Source organism: Massilia hydrophila (assembly GCF_020208145.1).
Classification (GTDB): domain Bacteria; phylum Pseudomonadota; class Gammaproteobacteria; order Burkholderiales; family Burkholderiaceae_D; genus Telluria; species Telluria hydrophila.
In genome coordinates this window covers 248,630-263,923 of record NZ_JAHYBX010000002.1, presented here as the reverse complement: position 1 = coordinate 263,923, position 15,294 = coordinate 248,630, and the positions used below count along the sequence as shown (strand labels likewise).

At 69.0% G+C, this 15,294-nt stretch carries 15 protein-coding genes; all 15 read right to left on the bottom strand.

Annotation, left to right across the window (positions count from 1 at the left end; translation table 11 throughout):
• Positions 1 to 135 precede the first annotated feature (135 nt).
• The 15 genes from LE190_RS08335 to LE190_RS08265 all read right to left on the bottom strand — a co-directional run bounded on the left by LE190_RS08335 (position 136) and on the right by LE190_RS08265 (position 15,289).
• Positions 136 to 1,428 carry a Xaa-Pro dipeptidase gene (locus LE190_RS08335; RefSeq protein WP_307734692.1) on the bottom strand — a complete coding sequence of 431 codons (1,293 nt, stop codon included), beginning with the start codon at positions 1,426 to 1,428 and terminating at the stop codon, positions 136 to 138.
• 110 nt (positions 1,429 to 1,538) lie between these two features.
• Entirely contained in the window at positions 1,539 to 2,204 is a 666-nt protein-coding gene (locus tag LE190_RS08330) for a hypothetical protein (RefSeq protein WP_225238283.1), read from the bottom strand.
• A gap of 22 nt (positions 2,205 to 2,226) precedes the next feature.
• Positions 2,227 to 3,447 carry a type II secretion system inner membrane protein GspF gene (gene gspF / locus LE190_RS08325; protein ID WP_225238282.1) on the bottom strand — a complete coding sequence of 407 codons (1,221 nt, stop codon included), beginning with the start codon at positions 3,445 to 3,447 and terminating at the stop codon, positions 2,227 to 2,229.
• A 16-nt stretch (positions 3,448 to 3,463) separates the two neighbouring features.
• On the bottom strand, positions 3,464 to 4,897 hold the full coding sequence (gspE, locus tag LE190_RS08320; protein WP_225238281.1) for a type II secretion system ATPase GspE: 1,434 nt from the start codon (positions 4,895 to 4,897) through the stop codon (positions 3,464 to 3,466).
• A 7-nt stretch (positions 4,898 to 4,904) separates the two neighbouring features.
• Complete coding sequence (gene gspD / locus LE190_RS08315) at positions 4,905 to 7,262, bottom strand: type II secretion system secretin GspD (RefSeq protein ID WP_225238280.1); 2,358 nt, start codon at positions 7,260 to 7,262, stop codon at positions 4,905 to 4,907.
• Complete coding sequence (gene gspN, locus LE190_RS08310; protein ID WP_225238279.1) at positions 7,262 to 8,035, bottom strand: type II secretion system protein N; 774 nt, start codon at positions 8,033 to 8,035, stop codon at positions 7,262 to 7,264. Before gspN ends, gspD begins: the two co-directional genes overlap by 1 nt.
• Positions 8,032 to 8,562: a type II secretion system protein M gene (locus LE190_RS08305; protein WP_225238278.1), complete on the bottom strand. Its 531-nt coding sequence runs from the start codon at positions 8,560 to 8,562 to the stop codon at positions 8,032 to 8,034. The genes gspN and LE190_RS08305 overlap by 4 nt, the downstream gene beginning before the upstream one ends.
• Positions 8,559 to 9,800 carry a type II secretion system protein GspL gene (gene gspL, locus LE190_RS08300; protein WP_225238277.1) on the bottom strand — a complete coding sequence of 414 codons (1,242 nt, stop codon included), beginning with the start codon at positions 9,798 to 9,800 and terminating at the stop codon, positions 8,559 to 8,561. Before gspL ends, LE190_RS08305 begins: the two co-directional genes overlap by 4 nt.
• Before the next feature lie 16 nt (positions 9,801 to 9,816).
• Positions 9,817 to 10,872, bottom strand: a complete 1,056-nt coding sequence (gene gspK / locus LE190_RS08295; protein ID WP_225238276.1) for a type II secretion system minor pseudopilin GspK — start codon at positions 10,870 to 10,872, stop codon at positions 9,817 to 9,819.
• Positions 10,872 to 11,504, bottom strand: coding sequence for a prepilin-type N-terminal cleavage/methylation domain-containing protein (locus LE190_RS08290; RefSeq protein WP_225238474.1), 633 nt, complete (start codon positions 11,502 to 11,504; stop codon positions 10,872 to 10,874). Before LE190_RS08290 ends, gspK begins: the two co-directional genes overlap by 1 nt.
• Positions 11,504 to 11,884: a type II secretion system minor pseudopilin GspI gene (gene gspI / locus LE190_RS08285; RefSeq protein WP_225238275.1), complete on the bottom strand. Its 381-nt coding sequence runs from the start codon at positions 11,882 to 11,884 to the stop codon at positions 11,504 to 11,506. The genes LE190_RS08290 and gspI overlap by 1 nt, the downstream gene beginning before the upstream one ends.
• A gap of 9 nt (positions 11,885 to 11,893) precedes the next feature.
• Positions 11,894 to 12,373 carry a GspH/FimT family pseudopilin gene (locus tag LE190_RS08280; RefSeq protein ID WP_224943927.1) on the bottom strand — a complete coding sequence of 160 codons (480 nt, stop codon included), beginning with the start codon at positions 12,371 to 12,373 and terminating at the stop codon, positions 11,894 to 11,896.
• Positions 12,374 to 12,381: 8 nt separating this feature from the next.
• Entirely contained in the window at positions 12,382 to 12,825 is a 444-nt protein-coding gene (gspG, locus tag LE190_RS08275; RefSeq protein ID WP_224943926.1) for a type II secretion system major pseudopilin GspG, read from the bottom strand.
• A gap of 136 nt (positions 12,826 to 12,961) precedes the next feature.
• The gene (locus LE190_RS08270) at positions 12,962 to 13,720 is read right to left on the bottom strand and encodes a HesA/MoeB/ThiF family protein (protein ID WP_225238274.1); all 759 of its coding nucleotides are present in this window, start codon (positions 13,718 to 13,720) and stop codon (positions 12,962 to 12,964) included.
• A gap of 96 nt (positions 13,721 to 13,816) precedes the next feature.
• Positions 13,817 to 15,289: a S41 family peptidase gene (locus LE190_RS08265; RefSeq protein ID WP_225238273.1), complete on the bottom strand. Its 1,473-nt coding sequence runs from the start codon at positions 15,287 to 15,289 to the stop codon at positions 13,817 to 13,819.
• Positions 15,290 to 15,294: the final 5 nt, after the last annotated feature.

Sequence of the window (15,294 nt, the reverse complement as noted above, 5' to 3'; positions counted from 1 at the left end):
GCGCCCAGTGACTGCGTTTCGTCCATCCGCGCGGCATACTGGTGCCTCCTCACTGGAATCCGTCGTCAGCCCAGCTTAGCGAAGGAGTTCAGTGAGGCATTGATTATAGGCAACTAAGCCATCAAGGCGCGTGGCTCAGGGAGCACTGCCCTTCACGACCGTTCCGCCCTGGATCACCACTGCCGGTGCCTCCAGCAGCTGCACGTTCGCCAGTGGATCGCCCCGCACCGCCACCATGTCCGCGTAGCGGCCGGCCTCGACGATGCCGACATCCTTGCTGCCCAGCGCCTCGGCCGCATTCACGGTGGCAGCCTGGATCGCCTGGAGCGGGCTCATGCCGTACTTCACCATGATCGCGAACTGCTTGCCGTTGCCGCCGTGCGGATGCACGCCAGCGTCGGTGCCGAACACCATCTTCACGCCGGCCGCGTGCGCCTTCTTGAAATTCTGGCGCTGGATTTCCGTCACCTCGCGGTCCTTGCGCAGGTTGTCTTCCAGCACGCCGTTCTTCTTGCCTTCCGCCGCCGTGTAGTCGCCGTTGTAGATATCCATCGACAGCCAGGCGCCGTGCTTCTTGGCCAGGGCGATGCCTTCGTCGTCGATCAGGCTGGCGTGCTCGATGGTGGTGACGCCGGCGCGGATCGCATCTTTGATGCCGGCCGCGCCATGCGCATGGGCGGCCACCCGCAGGCCCCACTGGCTTGCTTCCTCCACCGCGGCGCGCAGCTCCGCATAGCTCATCTGCTGTTGCCCCGGCTCGGTATTGCGCGAGAACACGCCGCCGGTGGCACACACCTTGATGACCTGCGCGCCGTACTTGCGTAGCGCACGCACCGACTTGCGCACCTCGTCCGGACCATCGGCCGTATACGGATTCTTTTCTTCCATCGAGGGCGGGAAGTAGGTGCTGTCGCAGTGGCTGCCGGTCGGTCCGAAGGACCAGGCCCCGGGGATGATGCGCGGTCCGCGCACCTTGCCCGCCGCGATCGCCTGGCCCAGGCCGACGTCGTTCCAGTCCGAGGCGCCGACATTGCGCACTGTCGTGAATCCCGCATCCAGGGTCTTGCCGGCGTGGGCGACGGCGAGCGCCGACCAGAAGCGGTCGTTGTACTCGAGGTTGCTGTAGCCGCCGTAGGTCGGGTCGGCATCGAGGTGGACGTGCATGTCGATCAGGCCCGGCACCAGGGTCATGCCCGGCAGGGCGATGCGGGTGGCGCCCTCGGCGGCCGGAGCGGTGCCGGCCTGGCGGATGCTGAGCACGCGGCCGTCGCGCACCAGGATTTCGGGGTTCTGCACCATGCGCCCGCTGCGCACGTCGAGCAGGCGGTCGGCGGTGATGGTGACGTCAGCCGCCTGCACGGCGGAGCAGCCCAGCACAGCCAGGCAGGACAGGGCAATACGCGACAACAGGACGTGGGGTGGTTTCAAGGCTGATCTCCGGTGTGCAATGTTATTAACAACTTGCAACTTTATACCGGGATATGCACGGCGCGTCCAGCGCCTTCCCGTTCAACAAAAACGCCGCCTAGCGGCGGCGTTCATTGCACCTGGCCGGGCTGCGCCACCGGGCTGCCCGGCGCAGCGCCTTGCGGCGGCGGCGCCTGTGGCACGCCCGGACCCGCGGTTGGCTCGGGCACCGGCTGGGCATTCTCCGGCGTGGTCGGCGTGCCCTGCGGTCCGCCGCCCGGTGGCGGCACCGACTGCATCGTGGGCGGCACCGTGACGGCGCCGGGTCCGGCCTGGGTGTCGGCGTCCGGCATGACGACCGGCTGCGGCGCCGGTGGCGGCGGCATGCCACCGGACGAAGATCCGGTATCGGGCGCCAGGTCGACCCGTTTCAGGACGCCGCCTTCGGACAGCATCACGTAGCGCGGATGCACTTCGGCCACCGTCACGCCCGGCACGATTTCGCGGCCGATCCGCACCGCCATTGGCGGCGAACCTTCGGCCACCAGGATCACTGCGCTGTTGGGGCCGGCGGAAATGATGCCGGTCAGCTGGTAGTTGGAAATCGCCACCGCCGTCGGCTGGCCGCCGAACAGGTAGGCCGCCGCTTCCGGGCTCGGCTCGGCCTGGGCCATGGCCGGTGGCGGGGCCAGCGGGCGCTGGGCCGGCTTGTACAGCTGCAGGAACCAGTAGGCGACCGAGGCCGCCAGCAGCACCAGCGCCAGCAGGGTAAACAGGAGAGGCAAACGCTTGTTCATGGTTTCCTTGTTATTGTTCGCGTTAGCGCACCAGCTGGTTGATCTCGATGATCGGCATCAGGACCGCCAGCACGATCAGGAGCACCACCAGGCCCATGGCCAGGATCAGCACCGGCTCCAGCAGGCCGGCGATGGTGAGCGTGCGGCGCTCGAGGTCGGCCTGCTGCGAGTTGGCGGCGCGCTCCAGCATGGCGGGCAGCTCGCCGGTGATCTCGCCGGCGCGGATCATGTGCACCAGCATCGGCGGGAAATGCTTCTGCGCCGACAGCGCGCGCGCCAGGCTGACGCCTTCGCGCACGCTGGCGGTGGCCGACTCGACCAGCTCGCGCATCGCTACGTTCGACAGTGTGTCGCGGCTGGTCTCCAGGGCGCGCAGGATGGGCACGCCGGAACCGGTGGTGATCGCCAGCGTGCTGGCAAAGCGCGCCGTGTTCAGGCTGCGCTCGAATTTTCCGTAGACCGGGGCACTCAGCAGCCAGGTGTGCCAGCGGCGCTTCAGGTCCGGGTTGCGCAGCGCGCGCCGCCATAGCCAGAAGGCTCCCACCAGCAGGATGCCCACATAAATGCCGTAGGCCCGCACGAAGTCGGAGATCGCCAGCATCATCACGGTGAGGAAAGGCAGCTTCTGCTTGGTATTGGCGAACACCGAGACGATCTGCGGCACCACGTAGGTAAGCAGGAAGATCACGATGGCAAACGCCACCACAGTGACGATGGCCGGGTAGGTGAAGGCCAGGCGCACCTTCTGCACCAGCGCGTTGCGGCGCTCGATGTAGTCCGCCAGGCGCGACAGCACGCGCGCCAGCTGGCCGATCTGCTCGCCCGAGGACACCAGGGCGCGGTAGATCTCGGCGAAGTCGCGCGGATGGCGCGCCAGCGCGCTGGAAAAGGCCGAGCCGCCGATGACTTCCGAGCGGATCGAGGCGATCAGGTCGCGCACATAGGGCCGCTCGGCCTGCTCCAGCAGGGCGGTAAACGCCTGTTCCAGCGGCAGTCCCGCCTCGAGCAGGCTGGCCAGCTGGCGCGTGAACAGCGCCAGCTCCACCTGCGACAGGCGCTCGCCCAGGCCGCGCGAACGGGTCGCGCCGCTGGCGTCGACCTGGGCCGCGATCTGCTCGACCGAGAGCGGCGTCAGGCCCTGGGTGCGCAGGTCGGCGCGCGCCGAGCGCGGGCTGTCGGCATTGACCACGCCCTTCCTGGTAGCGCCGCCGGCGTCGACGGCCTCGTAGCGAAATGCTGGCATCTGGTCGGTCCTGGGCTCAGTCCTTGGTCACGCGCACCAGCTCGGCGCGCGTCGTGGTGCCATCGCGCAGCCAGCGCTCGCCGTCCTCGCGCATCATCTTCATGCCGGTCTTCTGGGCGGCGGCGCGGATCTCGGCTTCCGAGGCCTGGTTGTGGATCTGGGCGCGGATTTCCTCGGTGGTCTCGAGCAGCTCGTAGACGCCGACCCGGCCGTGGTAGCCGGTGTGGCCGCAGCGCTCGCAGCCGACCGCGTGCCAGCCGCCGGTGCCATCCCTTGCATCGCTGACCCGGCAGTGCACGCAGAGCTTGCGCACCAGGCGCTGCGCCATCACACCCAGCAGCGAGGACGACAACAGGAACGGCTCGATCCCCATGTCCAGCAGGCGCGTCACGGCCGAGGCCGCGTCATTGGTGTGCAGGGTGGCCAGCACCAGGTGGCCGGTGAGCGAGGCCTGCACCGCGATCTGCGCCGTTTCCAGGTCGCGGATCTCGCCGATCATGATCACGTCCGGGTCCTGGCGCAGGATGGCGCGCAGGGCCTTGGCGAAGCTCATGTCGATCCTGGCGTTGACCTGGGTCTGGCCAACGCCGTTGAGGTCGTATTCGATCGGATCTTCCACCGTCATGATGTTGGTGGTGGACGCGTTCAGGCGCGACAACGCCGCGTACAGCGTGGTGGTTTTACCCGAACCGGTGGGGCCGGTGACCAGCACGATGCCGTGCGGCTGGTTGATCAGGCGGTCGAACTGGGGCAGCATGTCCGGGCTCATGCCCAGGTGGCCCAGGTCGAGGCGGCCCGCTTCCTTGTCCAGCAGGCGCAGCACCGCGCGCTCGCCGTGCCCGGTGGGCAGGGTCGAGACGCGCACGTCGACCGGTTTACCGCCGATGCGCAAGGTGATGCGGCCGTCCTGCGGCAGGCGCTTTTCGGCGATGTCGAGCTGCGACATGATCTTGATACGCGAGATCAGCGAGGCGTGGATCGCCTTCTTCGGACGCACGATGTCGCGCAGCGCGCCGTCGACGCGGAAGCGCACGACCGACGTTTGCTCGAAGGGCTCGATGTGGATGTCGGACGCGCCTTCGCGCAGCGACTGCGTCAGCAGCGCATTGATCATGCGGATCACCGGTGCGTCGTCCGAGGATTCCAGCAGGTCTTCGATGGCGGGCACGTCCTGCAGCAGGCGGGTCAGGTCGAGGTCGGCGTCGAATTCGTCCACCACCTGCGAGGCATCGCCGCCGGCGCCGGCATAGGCCTTGGCGATGGCGTCGTCGAGCTCGCCGCGCTCGAGGCGGCGCAGGGTGATGCGGCCGAAGCGGCGCGAGACTTCCGCGATCGCGCTCGGCGCCGTGGCGCCGGACACCAGCACTTCGACTGCCTGGCCGGGTTCGTCTCCGCCACGCGCCAGCACGCCGTGGTCACGGGCAAAGGCGAAAGGCAACAAATTGTTCATGGTCAGCTTATTTCTGGTTCGATGGCGTCGCCGGGCGGAACTGCGAGGCCGGCGGTACCGGCGGTACCGGCACCGGCTGTCCGCGCCGCATCTGCTCCTGGGTCGCCTGCCCGGTGGCCGCGCCCGGGGCGCTGCCGGCGGCCGGCGCCGCCTGCACCGGCGCGGTGGCCATGGTGCCGCCCACCGGCGGCTGGCCGCCCGTCAGCGGCGGCAACTGCGGCGAACCCAGGTTGCGCAGCAGGAGCGAATCCTCCTGCGAGATCTGGCCGGACGCGCCGGCGGCGCGCATGTATTCGTAACGGTCCATGGCCAGCGCATGCGAGGCTTCCTTGCTGCGCACCACCACCGGGCGCAGGAACACCATCAGGTTGGTCTTGACCCGTGTGCGGTTGCGGTACTTGAACAGGTTGCCCAGCACCGGAATGTCGCCCAGGCCGCGTACTTTCTCTTCGCCATCGCCCTCGGTATCCTCGATCAGGCCGCCGAGCACGATAATCTGGCCGTCGTCGGCCAGCACATTGCTTTCGATCGCGCGGACGTTGGTGGTCAGTCCCGACGGTGCATTCCGGGTGGATGGGTCGACGCTCGAGTTCTCGTGGTAGATCGCCATCTTGATCGTGCCCCCTTCCGAGATCTGCGGACGCACCTTGAGCAGCAGGCCGACGTCGCGCCGGTCGACGGTGGTGAACGGGTTGCCGCCGCCGGTGGTCGCCGTCGTGGTGTAGGAGCCGGTGATGATCGGAACGTTCTGCCCCACCTTGATGGTCGCCAGCTCGTTGTCCAGCGTGATCATGTTCGGCGTCGACAAGATGTTGGCATTGCCATCGTTTTCAAGGGCGCGCGCCACCGCGCCCAGGCCGAGTTCGCCGCCCACCTGGCGGAACAGGCCGAAGGTCAGGCCGCCCGGGACGGTCGGCAGGCTGGTGCCGGACAGGCCGCTGCGCGCCGCCGCCGCCAGGTTCAGGATGTTGCTGCCCTGGGCGCCGCCAGTGAAGGACTGCACGCCCCCGACGCGGTACTTGCTGTCGTTGTCGCCCGAGGCGCCGATCCACTGCACGCCGAATTCGGAAGCCTTGTTGGACGTGACCTCGACCACCAGCGCCTCGATGTAGACCTGGGCGCGGCGCACGTCGAGCTGGTCGATGACGCTGCGCAGGTTGCGGTACACGGCGTCCGGCGCGGTGATGATCAGGCTGTTGGTCGAAGCGTCGGCCTGGATGAAGCCGGAACCCTGGCCGCCGGCGGCACCGCCCGCGGTGAGCTGGCTCTGCTGGCCGTAGGTATTGCCGGTGCCGCCCATGCCGATGCTGCTCTGCTGGCCCTGCTGGCCGCCGAGGCCGCCCGTGCCGCCGGTGCCGGTGGCGGCGCCGGCCTGGATCGAGCCGCCCGAGGTGCCCTGCTGCTGCACCGGCACCGCCGATGCGTCCTGCGACACCACGGCGCGCAGGGTCTGGGCCACGCGCGAGGCGTCGGCATTCTTCAGGTAGACAACGTGGATATTGCCCTGCGTCGAAGTCTGCTGGTCGAGGCGCGCGATCAGCGACTTGGCCAGGTTGGCGCGCGCCTGCGAGGGCGCGCGCACCACCACCGAGTTGGTGCGCGGATCGGCCAGCACGGTGACGCGGCCGGAGTCGCCGGCCCCGCTCGGTTCCATCAGGCGCGTGACCAGGGTCGCGATGTCGCTGGCGATTGCGTTGCGAATCGGGATCACGTCGAGGTCGGCCGCCACCGGCGTGTCGAGCGCGGCGATGATCTTGGCCAGGCGCCGCAGGTTGTCGGCGTAGTCGGTGATGACCAGGGTGTTGTTGCCCGGGTTCGCCATGATCATGTTGTTCGGCGAGATCAGGGGCCGCAGCACGGCGGTGAGGTTGGCCGCCGATTCGTAGGACAAATAAAACACCTGGGTGGCGATCTGGTCGCCGGTGGCGCGGCTGGCGCGCACGCCGCCCACCTGGGTCGGCGAGGATTGCGCCTTGGCTTCCGCTTCCGGCACCACCTTGGCATAGCCGTCGCCGCTGGTGACCACCGCGTAGCCCTGCAGGCGCAGGGTCGAGGTCAGCAGGGCGAAGGCCTGGGTCTTGGTCAGCGACCGTTCCGACACCAGCGTGATCGTGCCCTTGACGCGCGGATCGATAATGAAGGTCATGCCGGTGTAGTGGCCGATCGCCTTGATCACCGACTCGATGTCGGCGTTGACGAAGCTCAGCGCCGCGGCGTTCGCACTGTCCTGGGCCCGGGCCGGCAGGGCGACCAGGCTGCCCACGGTGGTGGTGGCGAAGCAGCACAGCATGGCACCGGCGGCGAGGCGGCGCAGCGCCGGCAGGTGGCGGGTCGGGCGTGCGGTGGTACGGAATGTGTTATTCATTATCTGAACTCGAGTGCGATTATGTTTTTGCCGTTCACCATGCGGCGCTGGCCCAGCAGGTTGAGCATATTGCCCAGCGTTTGTTCATATCCTTCGGCGGCCGATGCCTGGCCGGAAAAGCGCAGCCGGCCATTGCGCAGCATACCCGAGCCTGACAGCAGCAAGGCCCCGCGTACGGTGCGCAGGCTCAGGTCGGCCTGGCTGCCGCGCCAGTCGAAGGCCATTTCGTAGCTGCCCAGCGGCCGGATCGGCGACATGCGCGAACCCATGTCGCTCATGCTCAATACCGTCCTGCCCTGCACCGCCACCGCATTCGGCTGGCGCAGCAGGTCCAGGGTGTTCCACGCCAGGCGGATGGTGCCGGTCGGCGCCAGCGTGTTGAGCGGCGCGCCGAGTCCGGCCAGCCCGGCGGCCGGCAGCAGCAGTTCGCCGCTGCTCACCTGCCACTGCGACCAGTTGCCGTCGATGCGCACCGGATGGGCCAGCGCCTGCGGGTTGGCGATTTCCATGTCGACCTGGCCGAACAGCACCAGCGGCGACAGGCGCCAGGAAAAACGTCCCGGCAGCAATGGCGTGACGGCCCCGCCCTCGCCCGGCGCGCCACCGACGAAGGCCGAGCCGTTCCACAGCGTACCCTGCGCATCCCCGAGCGTCAAACGGCCGCCGGTCTGCTTCTCGACCAGCGGTCCGAGCCAGGATGCGGGCAGGAAAGCCAGCACCGTGAGCAGCACGGCCAGCAGCACCAGCACCAACCACAGCAGTGCGCGCTTCATGGGGCCGGGGCGCTGGCCTGGCGCAGCGTGAGAGTGGCGTCGACCTGGCCGGCGGCGGCCAGGGCGGTAAAGGCGGCATCCTGCACCTGCACCCGGTTTTCGCGGCGCTGGGCATCGAGCCAGGTCACCAGGTTGGCGAAGGACACGCCGTTGAACTGGAGCTTGGCGTATTCGCCGGTCATAGTCAGCGAGCCCGCCTTCAGGCTGTACTGGGCCATGCTGGCGTTCAGGGCCTCGGCCGTCATCGGCGGTACCTGGGGCGCCGGGTTGGCGGCCAGGGCCGAGGCTTCGGCGGCCAGGGTCTGCAGCTGGGCGGCCTGCTGGCGCAGCTCCGGCAGCGAGCGGCGCAGGCGGTCGCGGCCTTCGATGGCGGGCGCCAGCAGCAGCGCGTAAACCAGCGCGACCAGCGCGATGGCCCCGCCCACGGCCAGGAACTTGCGCTCCTGGTCGGTGCGTGCCAGCCACCAGGCGAGCGCGCGCTCGCGCAGGGCGGCGGCCTGGGTGCGGAGATTGGTGGCGGCCTTCATGGCGTCGCTCCTGTCGTGGCGGCTGCGGGCGCGGCCGCGGGGCCGGTGCTGCGGATGACCCAGGTGGCTGGCGGCGTCTCTTCCAGGCCCAGGTTGCGCGCGCCGAGGGCGGCGCGCAACTGGCCGGTCGAAGCCGGGTCGATGGTGTCGGGTTTGACGCGCACGGTCAGGGCCTGTTCCCGGAACTCCATTGAGGCAATCCCGGGCGGACGCCCGAGGCCGCGCACCGCTTCGCCGAAGGCGCCGGCGATCCAGCCGAATTCTTCCTGGCTGACCTGGCCGCTGGCCGCCTTGGCGCGCGCGATGTTCTGGCGCATCTGCGCCACCGGATCGATCACCGGCTGGCCCGGGTAGGCGCTGCGGAAGGTCTGCGCCATCTCCTGCCGCACCGCATCCGCTTCGCGCTTCAGGCGCATCCATTCGATGTTGAGGCCGACGATGTTGACCACGATCGCGGCCAGCGCCAGGCGCAGCGGCCAGCGCCAGCGGCTCCAGTCACGCTGGGCGACGCCGGCCGTGCCCAGGCCGGGCACCAGGTCGATGCCGCTGCTGCGGGCGCCGGCGATCCAGTGTTCCCAGGCCTCGCTGTCCAGGGTGATGCCGGGACCTGCCTCCGCCAGCAGGGCCTGGTATTCGCCGCGCTGGGCGGGCGGCACGTACAGGTGCAGGGGCGCATCGCCAGCCAGCGCGCGCGCCGTCTGCAGGGTCAGCGTCGGGTTGCCGTCCAGGGCCAGGCCGAAGCCTTCGTACTGGCCCTGGCGCAGCAGCAATTCGTTATGGCCGATCGCGGCACTGACGCTGCCCGGCTGCAGGGGCAGGCACAGCTGGGCCGGCACGGCGGCCACGGCGCGCGCGCCCATGCCCAGCAGGGTACGGACGATAGGTTCCAGCCAGTCGCGCTGCACCACGGCCACCGGACGGCGTCCGTCCGGCAGCGCCGGGCCGGCCACCAGCACGCAGTCGAGCGGATCGCCCAGGATGTGTTCCTCGACCAGGGCCGGCAGCGCCGCGCGCAGGCGCGCGCCGGCCAGCGGCGGGGCCTGCACCGGCACCAGGCTGACGTCGGCGCCGGCCAGCAGCAGCACCACGCGGCGGCTGGCGGCAACCAGGTCGCCCAGCTTGTCGAGGGCGCCCTCGCCCTGCTGCGCGATGCTGCCGCCATCGTGCACCACCGCAAAGCGGCACAGCGCGCCCTCGCCTTCCGCGCGGGCCGGGTGCCGAATATAAAGAGTCGTCAAACTGTCTCGCTTTCTTCTAGTTCTGGCGGGTCCAGATGACCCTGGTGCCTCCGCCGACGCTGATGACGGGGGTACGCTCGATGAGCGCTTCCGCATTCAGGGCCGCGCGGTCGAGCCGGATACGGCTCTGTACGATAAACCAGCTGCTCTTGACATCCCAGGTCTCGGTAGGCAGCTGGCCGCTGCCGCCCGCCTGGCTGGCGAAATCCAGCGGCGTGCGCCACGCCGCCGTCCTGCGCCGCGCCACCAGGCTGTTGGCCTGGGACAGCGACATGCCCGGCACGATCGCCGCCAGCAGCTCGGCCGGCACGGTATTCACGTTCAGCTTCGTCGCCTCGGCCCGCTGCGGCAGCACCACCAGGAAGGGGCGCAGCTGCGCCAGCACCTGGGGCGTGACGCCCTCCACCGCCAGCAGGTCGTCCACTCCGAGCAAGGGCATCGGCACGCCCGCCGTGGCCGGCACCGGCGGCAAGGCGGTCGCCGGGCTGGTCCCATCCTGATCCGTTGCCTCCTGCCCGTCCTTGGTCTCCGGCGTCACCACCGGATTCGGATTGTCCAGGTCCACCTGCGCCACCACCTGCTGCCCCTGGGCCACGAAATCCGCCACCCGGTTGGCCAGGCGCCGGTCGAGGCGCAGGTTGTCCAGCAGGCGGCCGAAGATCCGGACCTGCTCGCCATCCTTCTTGCGGTTCCTTGCCAGGTTGGCGAGATTGTAGCGCGAGGTGGCGTCGAGAATGTTGCCGGACAGCGTAGCATCGAAGTTTTCGCCCGCCACCCGCTCGCGCTCGATGTACTGGTCGAGCCGGGTCTCGGCCAGCGGGGTGGCCCAGACCTGGTCGAGCGAGGTGTATTGCGAGGTGTAGGCGTCCTGGCGCAGCACCAGGCTGGCCCAGTCGAGCGCGCCGCGCAGGATCCACTTGGTCTGCAGGTGCAGGCGCTGGTTTTCCATTGAGCGCACCTGCACCTGCTGCTGCCAGAACAGGCTGGCGACGATCGAGATCGCCAGCGTGGTCAGCAGCAGCGCGGTGACCACCGCCACGCCGCGCTGGCGCCGGACGTGCCGCCGCCGCATCAGGTGCCTCCCAGCAGGAAGGACTTGACCATGGGCTGGGCCAGCCCGGCCGCCGTCAGGCCGACCTGGATGCCTTCCGGATCCGGGGCCTGGGCGCCGTCGGGCGCGGCCTGCGCCTGCGCGCGCCAGGCATTGGCCTGCCAGACCTGGACCTGCATCGCCGCCACGCCGGTCTGCAGCGCCACCGGCGGCGCCGATTCGGACGGCGCATCGCCGGCGGCGGCCTGCCACAGCGCCTCGAGCTGGGCCAGGTCGCGCGTGCCCGGGGTTTCGCGCCGCACCAGGATGCCGTCCGCCACGCGGTAGCTCACGACCACCAGCTGCGCGGGCTGGTTCTCGTTGTAGACCTTGCGCACCAGGGTCAGGCGGCCGTCGTCCCATGCCAGGTTGGGCCGGCGGCCGACGATCTCGCGCCCGGCCAGGTGCTCGCAGTCGCTTTGCATCTGGGCAAAGGCGAGCTGCATGCCGCGCGTGACTTCCATCTGCGCGGTCAGGGCGATGCGGGCGCGCACGATGCCGTCCAGGCCGCGCCAGCCGAGCACGGCGAGGATGGCCAGGATGCTGATCGCCACCAGCAGTTCGACCAGGGTAAAGCCGCGGCGCGCGCGGCCATGGCGGGAGCGGGCGGGCATCATGTCCGGGCAGGCCTCAACACGAGCTGGACCAGTTTGACGATGCGGCGCTCGGGACGTTCGGCGTCGAACACCGAGACTTCGATCCGGCGCAACTGCGGGTTCGGGCTGGTCAGCACTTCCTCTTCGCAGACCAGGTTCAGGTCGCCCTGCGCGCAAGGGAAGTTGCGCTTGCCGACTTCCGGGAATTCCTTGCCGAGGCGGATCTGCACCAGCCGGTTCTCGGCCGACCAGGTCGCCATCATGGAGGCGCGCAAGCCGTCGCTATTGGCGGTCAGGCTGCCCACCGCGCGCAGGCCGGCGCCGAGCGCGGTGCCGACGATGACGAGGGCCACCAGCACTTCGAGCAGGGTGAAGCCGGACGTGGTGCGTGCGTGCATGCCCGCTCCTTACTCGACGGTGAAATGGCCGATGCCGTCGGCCCGGATCGCCACCGCGTTGCCGCCGGTGGCCAGGGTCAGCACGAAAGGCTTGTCGACCGGCTCGCGGCCGAAGGTGACGCGCACGGTTCCCGGCTCGACAGTGGTGGAGGGTTCCAGGGCCAGCTGCAGCGGGGCGCCGCGGAAAGTGCGTTCGCGCAGCAGGTCGTCGCGCGTGACCGGCTCCCAGCCGGTATCGTTGCGCACCACGAAACGGTAGCGCTCGGGATTGGCCTCGAAGGCGACCTGGCGGTTACGCACGATGGCTTCGTCACGCGCCAGCTGCAGCAGCAAGGCCAGGCGCTGGGCTTCCTGCTGCAGGTCCTGGCGCGGCGAGGGGATGGCGTTCAGCGAAGCGAGCCCGAGCGTGATGCCGATGATGACCATCACGACCAGCAGCTCCACCAGGGTGAAGCCGCCGCTGCGTCCCTGGGCGCGCCCGGCCCGCATCGGCTACCTTATTCCCAGGAACCGACGTCGGCATCCTCGCCCGTACCGCTCGGCTGGCCATCGGCGCCCAGCGAGAAGATGTCCACTTCGCCATGGATGCCGGGCGACAGGTACTGGTAAGGATTGCCCCACGGGTCTTTCGGCAACTTTTCCATGTAGCCGCCGGCCTTCCAGCCGTTGGCGGCCGGGCCCGAAGTGGGCTTGGTGATCAGGGCCTGCAGGCCCTGCTCGGTGGTCGGGTAGCGCTGGTTGTCGAGCTTGTAGAGCTTGAGCGCCTGCATCATGGTCGCGATGTCGGTGCGGGCGGCGGTCACGCGAGCCTCGCCGGTACGGCCGAGCAGCTTGGGCACCACCAGGGCGCCGAGGATGCCGATGATCACCACGACCACCATGATCTCGACCAGGGTGAAACCGCGGGAGCGGCGCTGCTTGCGTTGCAAATCAATGTACATGAGTAATCTTTGTAAGGACGTCGCTGAAGCCTAACAGTATAAGGCCACACACGGAAGGAGGGCTATCCAGTGTGCGTCAGAAATTGTACGCGCGACGCGGATTTAATTCTGTCTTAAAGCGGTCTTGTTTTTGTACTCATTTCCCAGCGCGGCTGGCGCAGGCCGGGCAGGACGGGTTGCGCCCGATGCGCATCGCGCTCCACGCCATCGCGCGGCCGTCGAGCAGCAGCAGGCGCCCGGCCAGGCTGTCTCCGATGCCGGCCACCAGCTTCATCGCCTCGGCCGCCTGCATGGTGCCGATCACTCCGACCAAGGGCGCGAACACGCCCATGCTGCTGCAAGCGACGTCCTCGACCGGGCTGTCCTCGGGGAACAGGCAGGCGTAGCACGGCGCCTCGGGCCGGCGCGTGTCGAACACCGCGAGCTGGCCGTCGAAACGGATCACGGCGCCGGACACCAGCGGCTTGCCCTCTTCCACGCAGGCACGGTTGACGGCATGGCGGGTGGCGAAGTTGTCGCTGCAATCGAGTACGACCGTGGCTTCGCGTACCAGTTCCCGCAGGCGTTCCCCGGCAACGCGTTCGCGCAGGGCCCGCACGTCGATGTCCGGGTTAATGGCGAGCAGGGCTTCGCGTCCCGATTCGACCTTGGGCTGGCCGATGCGGGCGGTGGTGTGCATCACCTGGCGCTGCAGGTTGGTCAGGTCGACCTCGTCGTCGTCGACCAGGGTGATGCGGCCGATGCCGCCGGAAGCCAGGTACAGGGCGGCGGGCGAGCCGAGGCCGCCGGCGCCGATCAGCAGGGCGTGGGCGTCGAGCAGGCGCTGCTGGCCGTCGATGCCGATCTCGTCGAGCAGGATGTGGCGCGAGTAGCGCAGGAGTTGGGAGTCGTTCATGCGGCGGGATGGGCTTGCATCAAGGGGCAGGGCGAGATCGACTGCGCGACCTCGGAGCCTGTAGCGATCACCGCGTGGGCGGAGGATCCGCCCACCCTACTTTTTGGGTGCCTTGAGTTCTGGCGGTTTCTGCTCCGTTCCGGGCAGGGTCTTGGGGGCGGCGGGCTTGGCGGCCTGCGGCGCGGACTTGGCCAGCTGCACCGGCTGCCCCTTGAAATGATTGATCGCCTGCATCAGCTGGAAATCGTCCTTGCTGCCGTAGTCGAGCGGCTTGCGGTCCTTCAGCTGGGCCAGGGCGCGCTGCTGGGCGTCGAAGGCGGCCTTCTTGTCCTTGGCGGCCGGGGTTTTCTCGGCCTCCCCGGCCAGGTGGCGCTCGAGGTCGGCCTCGCGCACGCGCAGCGCGGCCAGCGCGTCGCCCTCGGCCGTTTCATCGACCCGCAGGTCGGGCACGATGCCCACCGCCTGGATCGGGCGGCCCTTCGGCGTGTAGTAGCGCGCCGTCGTCAGCTTCACGGCCGTGTCGGGCGACAGCTGGCGCAGGGTCTGCACCGAGCCCTTGCCGAAGGTCTGGCTGCCCATCACGATCGCGCGCTTGTAGTCCTGCAGCGCGCCGGCCACGATTTCAGAAGCCGAGGCCGAGCCGCCATTGACCAGCACCACCATCGGCACGGTTTTCAGGCCAGCCGGCAGCCCGGCCAGCGGGTCGGCGCCGCGCTGCGCATAGTATTCGCGGCGGCCGAAGAACTGCTGGTTCGAATCCGGCAACTGCCCCTTGGTCGAGACGATCAATTGTTCCGGCTGGGGCAGGAAGGCGGCCGAGACGCCGATCGCGCCCGGCAGCAGGCCGCCCGGGTCGTTGCGCAGGTCGAGCACCAGGCCCTTGATGTCCGGATTCTCGGCATACAGGCCCTTGGCTTTCTTCGCCAGTTCTTCGACCGTGTTTTCCTGGAACTGGCTCACGCGCAGCCAGGCATAGCCCGGCTCGACCATCTTGGCCTTGACGCTGGCCACCGCGATTTCCTGGCGCTCTACCTGCACCACCCAGGGGCGGTCCTCGCCGCGGCGGGCGATGGTGAGCGTGACCTTGCTGCCGGCCTTGCCGCGCATGCGCTTGATCGCTTCGTCGAGCGACATGTTGCGCACCGGGACATTGTCGATGCGGGTGATCAGGTCGCCAGACTTGATGCCGGCCTTGTGCGCCGGCGAATCCTCGATCGGGGCGACGATCTTCACGTAACCATCCTCGCTGGCGACCTCGATGCCGACGCCGACGAACTTGCCCTGCACCGATTCCTTCATCTCGCGGAAGGACTTCTGGTCGAGGTAGACGGAATGCGGGTCGAGCGAGGCGACCATGCCGCCGATGGCTTCGGTGAGGAGCTTCTTGTCCTCGACCGGCTCGACGTAGTCGGACTTGATCAGGCCGTACACGTCGGCCAGCTGGCGCAGCTCGTCGAGCGGCAGCGGCGCGGCGGTTTCCTTCTGCGCATGGGCCGAGAACTGGAAGGAGACGGCCACGCCGGCCACCATGCCCAGTCCGATCAGCCCGATGTTCTTTGCCTTACCCATAATCG